This window comes from Phreatobacter sp. (assembly GCF_052440005.1).
GTDB lineage: Bacteria > Pseudomonadota > Alphaproteobacteria > Rhizobiales > Phreatobacteraceae > Phreatobacter.
In genome coordinates this window covers 1-8,515 of the sequence record NZ_JBQVQL010000137.1, presented here as the reverse complement: position 1 = coordinate 8,515, position 8,515 = coordinate 1, and the positions used below count along the sequence as shown (strand labels likewise).

The window sequence follows — 8,515 nt, the reverse complement described above, 5'->3', positions numbered from 1 at the left end:
ACATAGCGCCCTCCGCCGATGCCCGCGCCGCCGAGGCCGCGCCGACCGGGGACGATCTCGACCGGCCGCTCGGCGCTGCGCGGGCCCAGGTCCACGGCACCTACATCCTCTCCCAGACCCGCGACGGGCTCGTCATCGTCGACCAGCATGCCGCCCACGAGCGCCTCGTCTACGAGCGGCTGAAGCGGCAGATGGCGGACAGCGGCATCGCCCGTCAGGCGCTGCTCATTCCGATCGTAGTGGAGCTCGATCCCGCCGATGCCGCCCGCCTCATCGAGCGCGCCGACGACCTCGCCGCCTTTGGACTCGTGCTCGAACCCTTCGGGCCGGGCGCCGTCATCGTGCGCGAGACGCCGGCCATGCTGGGCGATGTCGATGCCGAGGCGCTGACCCGCGACATCGCCGAGCACCTCGCCGAATGGGACAGCACCGCGCCGCTCGAGCGGCGCCTGATGGCGGTCGCCGCCACCATGGCCTGCCACGGCTCGGTGAGAGCGGGCCGGCTGCTGCGCCCTGCCGAAATGAACGCGCTCCTGCGCGAGATGGAGGCGACGCCCGGCTCGGCCCAGTGCAACCACGGCCGGCCGACGTCGGTAACGCTGTCGCTGGCCGACGTGGAACGCCTCTTCGGGCGCCGGTGACGGTCAGGCGCCCGGCGGCGCCACGAAGTCGGCGGGGACCGCCTCCAGCGCCAGGGCGACACGGCGCTTCACCTCGTCCTTCACCGGCTCGCAGGCGGTGAGGATCTCCCGCGCCCGCAGGAAGTCCAGCACGCGGAACCGGTCGACCGGCGGGCGCAGGTGGATGGTCGGGCGGTGCTCCGCGAGCCGCGCGGTGCTCAGCACCTGCATCATCAGCGTCACCGATCCGAACATGGCGTCCCATGGCTCGGGGATGACGTCGTCGATCTCCCGTTCGGCCCCCGATCCGTTGAGGACGTCGACGGCGAGCGTCACCGCTGCCGAGACGCGGTCCACCGGGACCGGGTTGATCGTGCCGCCGTCGACCAGCACGTGGCCGCGGTGTCGCACGGGGCGGATGACGCCGGGAATGGCCATCGAGGCGGCCACCGCCGGCACCAGCGGGCCGTCTGAGAAGGCGACGTCGGTGCGGGCGTAGAAGTCGGTCGCGACCACCGTCAGCGGCGTCACCAGCTCCTCGAAGGTCGCAGGGATCACCGGCGGCAGGAAGGCCGCCAGCAGCTTCTCCGCGTCCACCAGGACCGGATTGGTCAGGCCGCCACGCAGAATGTCGGAGAAGCGGCCCACCCGCGCCGCGAACAGGGCGCGCAGCACGTCGGGCTTCATGCGCATCACGCCGAGGGCATAGTCCCGCATGGCGGCGCCGCTCATGCCGGCGCAATAGCAGGCGCCGACGATGGCGCCGATGGAGGTGCCGGCCACCACCCGCGGGCGGATGCCGAGTTCGTCGAGCGCCTCGATCACCACGATGTGGGCGAGGCCCTTGGCGCCGCCGCCGCCGAGGACGAGCGCGAGGTCCGGCGTCGGCGCCGGGGTGATGTTGGATGCGGTCATGGCCCCAAGTCTAGCCCAGCCGCCCGCATGGCGGGAGCCCGATGGCCGGCTTGCCCTCGCAGGGCTGGCGGGCTTTCATCGTCGCGACTGCAAGGCGGATGAATCATGATCGACCTGACAAGCGCCCTCGGGCCCTCCTTCGACGCCGGCAAGGCGCCCGCCGACGCGCTTGCGGTCAACGCCGCGATCGTCAAGCGGCTGGAGACCTGGGACAACTGGGCCTATCCCCCGGCCGTCATCCGACAGATGCGGCGGGAGGGACGCGGCGCCTTTCCGGCGCCCATCCCCTCGCCGCGGGCCCGTACCATCACCATGGACGGCCCGCACGGCCCCATCGACCTGAGGATCATCGCGCCGGACAGTCCGCGCGGCATCTATGTCCACATCCATGGCGGCGGCTGGGTGCTCGGCAGCGTCGACCAGCAGGACCAGTGGCTGGAACGCTTCGCCGACCGTGCCGGCATGGCCTGCGTCTCCATCGACTACCGCCTCGCGCCCGAGCACCCCTATCCGCAGGGCCCTGACGACTGCGAGGCCGCCGCGCTGTGGATCGCCGGCGAGGCGAAACGGCTCTTCGGCACGGACCGCATGGTCATCGGCGGGGAGAGCGCCGGCGCGCACCTCGCGGCGGTGACGCTGCTGCGCCTGCGCGACCGCCACGGCGTCATGCCGTTCCGCGCCGCCAATCTCCACGCCGGCTGCTACGATCTCGCCCTCACCCCCTCGGTGCGCCGCTGGGGCGCCGAGAAGCTGGTGCTCAATACCCGCGACATCGAGATGTTCGTCCGCCACTTCCTCGTCCAGGGCGGCGATGTGCGCCATCCCGACATCTCGCCGCTCCATGCCGACCTGAAGGGCCTGCCGCCGGCTCTCTTCACCGTCGGCTCGCTCGATCCGCTGCTGGACGACACCCTCTTCATGGCGCCGCGCTGGGCGGCGGCCGGCAACCGCGCCGCGCTAGAGGTCTATGGCGGCGGCTGCCACGTCTTCATCGGCTTCCCCGGCTCCAACACCGACCGCTGCCTCGAACGGATCGAGACCTTCATGGGCGAGGCCTGCGCCGACTGAAGCCGCCTATTCGGCGGCGAGCTTGCGCACCCGCCACTGGGCGAGCAGCGCGCGGAGGGCTGCCGGCCGCACCGGCTTGTTGAGGAGATGCACCGACTTCGCCTGCGCCCTGTCGCGCACCTCCGGGCTGCGGTCCGCGGTGATGAGGATGGCCGGCAGCGACGCCCCGAACCGCCAGCGCAACTGGGTGACGACGTCGAGGCCGTTTCCTTCGTCGAGGTGGTAGTCGACGATGACCACGTCCGGCGGCACCTGGCTGGCGTTGAGTACGTCGTGGGTCGCCGGCCAGCCGTCGGCGATGAGCGTGCGGCAGCCCCATCCGGAGAGCAGCGCCTCCATGCCGTGCAGGATCTTCGGCTCGTTGTCGATGGCGAGCACGGTCAGCCCGTCGAGAGGTGCCGCCGGGAGAGGTGACGGCGCGGGGCCGGGCGCCACCGCCGGCAGGGCGGGGGCGATGGGCACCGTCACCGAGAAGGTCGAGCCACGGCCGACCTTGGACCTCACGGTCAGCTTGTGTTCCAGGACGCGGGCGATGCGCTCGACGATGGAGAGCCCGAGGCCGAGACCGCGCGCCACCTTCGCGCCCTGCTCAAGGCGCTGGAACTCCTGGAAGATGATCCGCTGCTTGGCCTGGGGAATGCCTGGCCCGCTGTCGTGCACCTCCAGCGACAGCTTCTTGCCGCGCCGGCGGCAGCCGATCACCACGCCGCCGCTGGCCGTGTACTTGATGGCGTTGGAGATGAGGTTCTGCAGCAGGCGGCGCAGCAGTCGCCGGTCGGAATGGATGGCGAGCGCCGTCGGCACGAAGGTGAGGCTGAGCCCCTTCTGCTCGGCGATGGGAGCGAACTCCACCCCGAGCTGGCGGAACAGCTCGTCGATGCGGAAGCTGCCGAACTCCGGCTTCATCGCGCCCGCGTCCAGGCGGGAGATGTCGAGGAGCGCGGCGATGATCTCCTCCACCGCCTCCAGCGAGGCGTCGACATTGTCGACGAGGCGCCGCTCGTCGCCGCCGGTGCGCCGCTCCACGAGGCTGGTCGTGTAGAGCCGCGCGGCGTTCAGCGGCTGCAGGATGTCGTGGCTCGCCGCCGCCAGGAACCGCGTCTTGGAGAGGTTCGCCTCGTCGGCTTCCTGCTTGGCCAGCGCCAGCTCGGCATTGAGCCGCGTCAGCTCCTCGGTGCGCTCGCGCACGCGGCGCTCCAGCGTCTCGTTGGCGCGCTCCAGTTCCTCGGCCGCGGCCACCGAGGCGGTGACGTCGGTATAGGTCGTGACCACGCCGCCGTCCGGCAGCCGCGCCGCGCGCACCTCGATGAAGAGGCCGAGCCGGGCGAGGCGCTCGATCTGCGGCTCGTCGGCGCGCAGCAGGCGGTCGGCACGCTCGGCCACCAGCGTGTCGATGTCGCCGGGCCCGAACTCGCCGCGCACCGCCAGCGCCCTGAGGATGCGGTCGAAGCCGGCGCCGATGTGCAGCGTCTCCGCCGGCAGGGCGAGCACCTCGGCGAAGGGCCGGTTCCACACCATGAGATTGCCGTCGGCATCGAAGACGCTGACCCCCTGGCGGGCATGCTCCAGCGCCGTCTGCAGAACCTCGCGGTTGTACTGCATGGCCGCATTGGCGTCGTCGAGCAGCTTCAGCGCGTCGGTGGTCGACACCGAGCGCTTCTTCAGCAGCAGCGACAGGACGAGGCGCGAGGAGGCCGTGCCGATGGCCGAGGCGAGCAGGCGCTCCGAATAGCGCAAGAGGTCGATGTCGGCCTCCGCCGCGCCCTCCAGCGGCAGGCCCTGCTCCATGGCGTAGCTCTCGAAGGCGGCATGCGTGCGCTCGGCCCCGAGATAGCGCGCCACGGTCGCACGCACGTCCTCCACCGTCACCGCGCTGCGCCAGAGGCGGAAGCTCGGCGCATAGTCGGAGGCCGGGGAAGGCAGGAAGATCTTGGCCTGCATGACCTCGATGGCCGAGGCGCGGCGCAGGAACGAGACGCCCACATAGAGGATGACGTTGAGCAACAGCGACCAGAAGACGCCGTGGGCGAGCGGCGGCAGGTCGACCATGCCGAAGAGGTTCTGCGGCCTCAGCCAGGCGATTCCGAAGGGGCCCTCGGCAACGAGTCGCGAGGGCAGGGCGCCGGTCGTCGTCAGCATGGGGAGGAGAAGCGTGTAGGTCCACACCGCGAGGCCGCCCGCCATGCCGGCGACCGCGCCGGTGGCATTGGCGCGCCGCCAGAACAGACCGCCGAAGAAGGAAGGCGCGAGCTGAGTCACCGCCGCGAAGGACAGGAGGCCGATGGAGGCGAGCTGCGCCTCGCCGGCGATGCGATAGTAGAGATAGGCGAGGATCATCACCGCGAGGATGATCGTGCGCCGGATCATCAGGATGGTCGGGCCGAGGTCCGTGCGCTCGTCGGCCGCGCCTTCGGCGGCGAGCAGGCGACCGCGCAATGTCAGCAGCGAGGGGATGACCACGTCGTTGGAGATCATGATCGACAGCGCGACGCTCGCCACGATCACCATGGCGGTCGCGGCCGACAGGCCGCCGATGAAGGCCGCCAGCGTGAGGAGTTCGTTGCCCCGCGACATGGGGAGCGCGACCACCGTCATGTCGCTGTCCATGGAGCCGGCCGGGAAGACGAGGAGCCCGGCCACCGCGATGGGGATGACGAAGAGGTTGATCAGCACGAGATAGAGGGGGAACAGCCAGGACGCGCGGCGGATCTCGGCTTCCGAATGGTTCTCCACGACCCCGACGTGGAACATGCGCGGCAGCAGGATGCCGCAGCAGAAGGACAGCGCGCTCATCGTCAGGAAGGTGGACAGGTCCGGCCAGCGCAGCACCGAGGCGGCGATGTCCGGCCGCGAGCGTGCCTGGCCGAAGAGGTCTGAAAAGCCGTCGAACATCACGTAGGTCGTGTAGAGCCCGATGGCGAGGAAGCAGACGAGCTTAACGATGGATTCCGCCGCCACCGCCAGGATCAGCCCGTCCTGGTGCTCCGTCGCGTCCGCGTGGCGGGTGCCGAACAGCATGGCGAAGACCGCCATAGACACCGCCACCACCAGCGCCAGGTCGCCGAAGAAGGGCAGTTCCTGCGTGACGTTGACGATCTCGTCCGGCCGGATCGTCGTCATCAGCGAGGACGACACCGCCTTCAGCTGCAGCGCCACGTAGGGGATCGTTCCCACCGTGACGATGAGGCAGACCATGCCGGCCACTGCCTGGCTCTTGCCGTAGCGGGCGCCGATGAAGTCGGCGATGGAGGTGATGTTCTGCGTCTTGGCGATCCGCACCACGCGGCGGATCAGCGGCCAGAACAGCGCAAAGAGCACCATGGGTCCGATATAGATGGCGAGGAAGTCGAAGCCCGAGCGCGACGCGAGACCGACCGAGCCGAAGAACGTCCAGGAGGTGCAGTAGACCGCCAGCGACAGCGGGTAGATCCAGGTCTGGCTCTGGCGAATGGCCTTTTCCCGCGCCCGCCGGCGATCTCCCCAATAGGCGACGACGAAGAGCGCGCCGAGATAGGCGAAGGCGGTCAGGATGATGACCAGGCCCATGCTCATGGCAGCGGCGTCGGGTGCAGGACCATCGGGACAGTCGTCATGGCGGAGCCGCGGCTCGAAGGGGCGGCGATCTGACCATGCGGCATGCCAGCTGTCCATTGCCGGCGTGCCTTCCCCAAGGGAAGTTGGTTGCCTTCCCCCCGAATCTGGCCGAACCTGCCGGTCCGCCGCACCGACCGGCAGACAAGAGGCCCGCCATGCTCAAGGAATTCCGTGAATTTGCCCTCAAGGGCAATGTCGTCGACCTCGCGGTCGGCGTCATCATCGGCGCCGCCTTCGGTCGCATCGTCGAATCGATCGTCGGCGACCTCTTCATGCCGATCCTCGGCGCCATCGGCGGCTTCGACTTCACCAACTATTTCCTGGCGCTGAGCAAGTCCGTCACTGCCACCAACCTCGCCGATGCGCAGAAGCAGGGCGCCGTCATCGCCTATGGCCGCTTCATCACCATCGCCATCAACTTCATGATCATCGCCGCCGTGATGTTCATGGTGGTGAAGGGCATGAACCGCCTCAAGCGGCAGCAGGAAGCGGAGCCGGCGAAGCCCGCCGAGACCCCGGCCGACGTGCAGCTGCTCACGGAGATACGCGATCTCCTGAAGAAGTAGGGGTGATCAGGGCGCGCGCAGGAACAGGAGCTGCGTCTCGCCCGCCTCGCGCCGTTCCTCGGTTTCGAAGCCGTCGGGAACAGCGACGGCCACGTCCGCCGCCTCCTCCAGCACCACGAGCGCCTGCGGGGCGAGCCAGCCGCCCTCGCGCGCGCTCGCAAGCGCCCGCTCGCCGAGGCCCTTGCGGTAGGGCGGGTCGCAGAAGGCGAGGGTGAAGGGCTCGAAGGGAGCGAGGGCCCCGAGCCTCGTCGCGTCCCGCTTCAGCAGCCCCGTGACGCCCGCCAGCCCCATCGCGTCGACATTGCCGCGGATGAGACCGCGCGCCTCGGCGCTCTGGTCGACGAAGGCCGCATAGACCGCGCCGCGCGACAGCGCCTCGAGGCCGAGGGCCCCCGTCCCCGCGAAGAGATCGATGACCCGTGCGCCGTCGCACGGGTCGCCGTAACCGTGGACGAGCACGTTGAACAGGCTCTCACGCAGCCGGTCCGAGGTCGGGCGGATCGTGTCCGACCTCGGGCCGAGCAGGCTGCGCCCGCGAAACTTGCCGCCGACGATGCGCAAGGCTCAGCGGTCCCGCTTGCCCCCGAAGGGCTTGCCGCCCGGCTTTCCGCCGAAGGGCTTGCCCCCCGGCTTTCCGCCGAAGCTCTTGCCCCCGAACGACTTGCCCCCCGAGGGGCGGTCGCCGAAGGACCGCTCTCCGCGGGCGCCGCCGAAGCTCTTTCCGCCAGAGGGCTTGTCGCCGAACGAACGCCCGCCCGACGGACGGTCGCCGAAGGACTTGCCGCCATAGGGCTTGTCGCCGAAGGAGCGCCCGCCGGAGGGACGATCGCCGAAGGACTTGCCGCCATAGGGCTTCCCACGCGGACGGTCGCCGTCCGGACGCTCGGCCCGGTCACCGAAACGGCTCTCGCGGGGCTTGAAGTCCCGGCCGCCGCCGCCGCTCCGTTCCTCGCGGTCGCCCCAGGGCTTGAAGTCCCGGCGCGGCGCATCGCCGTCGCGATCGCGGACCGGCCGGTCGCCACGCGGTTTGAAGTCGCGGCGCGGAGCCTCGCCGTCACGGTCGCGGAAGGGCCGCTCGCCGCGGGGCTTGAAGTCGCCGCGCGGAGCGTCGCCATCGCGATCCCGGAACGGGCGGTCGCCACGCGGCTTGAAATCACCGCGGGGCTTGAAGTCGCCACGCGGAGCGTCGCCATCGCGATCCCGGAACGGGCGGTCGCCGCGGGGCTTGAAGTCGCCACGGGGCTTGAAGTCGCCGCGCGGAGCATCGCCATCGCGGTCCCGGAACGGGCGGTCGCCACGCGGCTTGAAATCACCGCGGGGCTTGAAGTCGCCGCGCGGAGCGTCGCCGTCGCGATCCCGGAACGGACGGTCGCCACGCGGCTTGAAATCGCCGCGGGGCTTGAAGTCGCCGCGCGGGGCATCGTCGCGGCTGCGGAACGGACGCTCGCCGCGATCCTCCGCCTGGCGTGCCTGGCGGTTCTCGAAGCGCTCCTGCCGCTCCGCGGCCGGGCCGTCGCCGCCCATCTTCTCGACGCGGACGCGGCGGCCACGCGAATCGGTCAGCGGGGCGCCGCGCTTGAAGTCGCGCTCGCCGCCCTCCTCGCCGGCGCGGCCGCCCTTGTAGGCGGGCCGTGCCTTGTTGCGCGGGCCGAAATCCGTCGCCTCGCCGTCGCGCCAGACGCGCGGACGGTTGCCGAAGCGATGCTCGGGGGTCTTCGACGCGCCACGGTCGCCCTCGTCGCGGTCACGGCC

Annotated in this window: 5 protein-coding genes and 2 pseudogenes; 3 read left to right on the top strand and 4 right to left on the bottom strand. The window is 70.7% G+C overall.

Annotation, left to right across the window (positions count from 1 at the left end):
- Positions 1–641: pseudogene (locus tag ACT6XY_RS21585) on the top strand (DNA mismatch repair endonuclease MutL); the annotation flags it as partial.
- A gap of 3 nt (positions 642–644) precedes the next feature.
- On the opposite strand, the gene ACT6XY_RS21580 reads toward ACT6XY_RS21585, so the two are convergent.
- Positions 645–1,535, bottom strand: coding sequence for a patatin-like phospholipase family protein (locus tag ACT6XY_RS21580; protein WP_444750366.1), 891 nt, complete (start codon positions 1,533–1,535; stop codon positions 645–647).
- A gap of 105 nt (positions 1,536–1,640) precedes the next feature.
- Here ACT6XY_RS21580 and ACT6XY_RS21575 point away from each other — a divergent pair, with 105 nt between their 5' ends.
- Positions 1,641–2,603 (top strand): alpha/beta hydrolase, encoded by a 963-nt coding sequence (locus ACT6XY_RS21575; RefSeq protein ID WP_444750365.1) that lies wholly within the window; start codon positions 1,641–1,643, stop codon positions 2,601–2,603.
- A gap of 6 nt (positions 2,604–2,609) precedes the next feature.
- Here ACT6XY_RS21575 and ACT6XY_RS21570 read toward each other — a convergent pair whose 3' ends face one another.
- Entirely contained in the window at positions 2,610–6,155 is a 3,546-nt protein-coding gene (locus tag ACT6XY_RS21570) for a hybrid sensor histidine kinase/response regulator (RefSeq protein ID WP_444750364.1), read from the bottom strand.
- A 197-nt stretch (positions 6,156–6,352) separates the two neighbouring features.
- On the opposite strand from ACT6XY_RS21570, the gene mscL reads away from it, so the two are divergent.
- Positions 6,353–6,763, top strand: coding sequence for a large conductance mechanosensitive channel protein MscL (gene mscL, locus ACT6XY_RS21565; protein WP_444750363.1), 411 nt, complete (start codon positions 6,353–6,355; stop codon positions 6,761–6,763).
- A 6-nt stretch (positions 6,764–6,769) separates the two neighbouring features.
- Here the strand turns inward: mscL and rsmD are convergent, their stop codons facing one another.
- Positions 6,770–7,324: a 16S rRNA (guanine(966)-N(2))-methyltransferase RsmD gene (gene rsmD, locus ACT6XY_RS21560; protein WP_444750362.1), complete on the bottom strand. Its 555-nt coding sequence runs from the start codon at positions 7,322–7,324 to the stop codon at positions 6,770–6,772.
- Between the two features lie 3 nt (positions 7,325–7,327).
- Positions 7,328–8,515: pseudogene (locus ACT6XY_RS21555) on the bottom strand (hypothetical protein); the annotation flags it as partial.

Coding starts and splice junctions, on each gene's coding strand:
- ACT6XY_RS21580 (WP_444750366.1), bottom strand. CDS start 1,535: ATGACCGCATCCAACATCACCCCGGCGCCGACGCCGGACCTCGCGCTC.
- ACT6XY_RS21575 (WP_444750365.1), top strand. CDS start 1,641: ATGATCGACCTGACAAGCGCCCTCGGGCCCTCCTTCGACGCCGGCAAG.
- ACT6XY_RS21570 (WP_444750364.1), bottom strand. CDS start 6,155: ATGAGCATGGGCCTGGTCATCATCCTGACCGCCTTCGCCTATCTCGGC.
- mscL (WP_444750363.1), top strand. CDS start 6,353: ATGCTCAAGGAATTCCGTGAATTTGCCCTCAAGGGCAATGTCGTCGAC.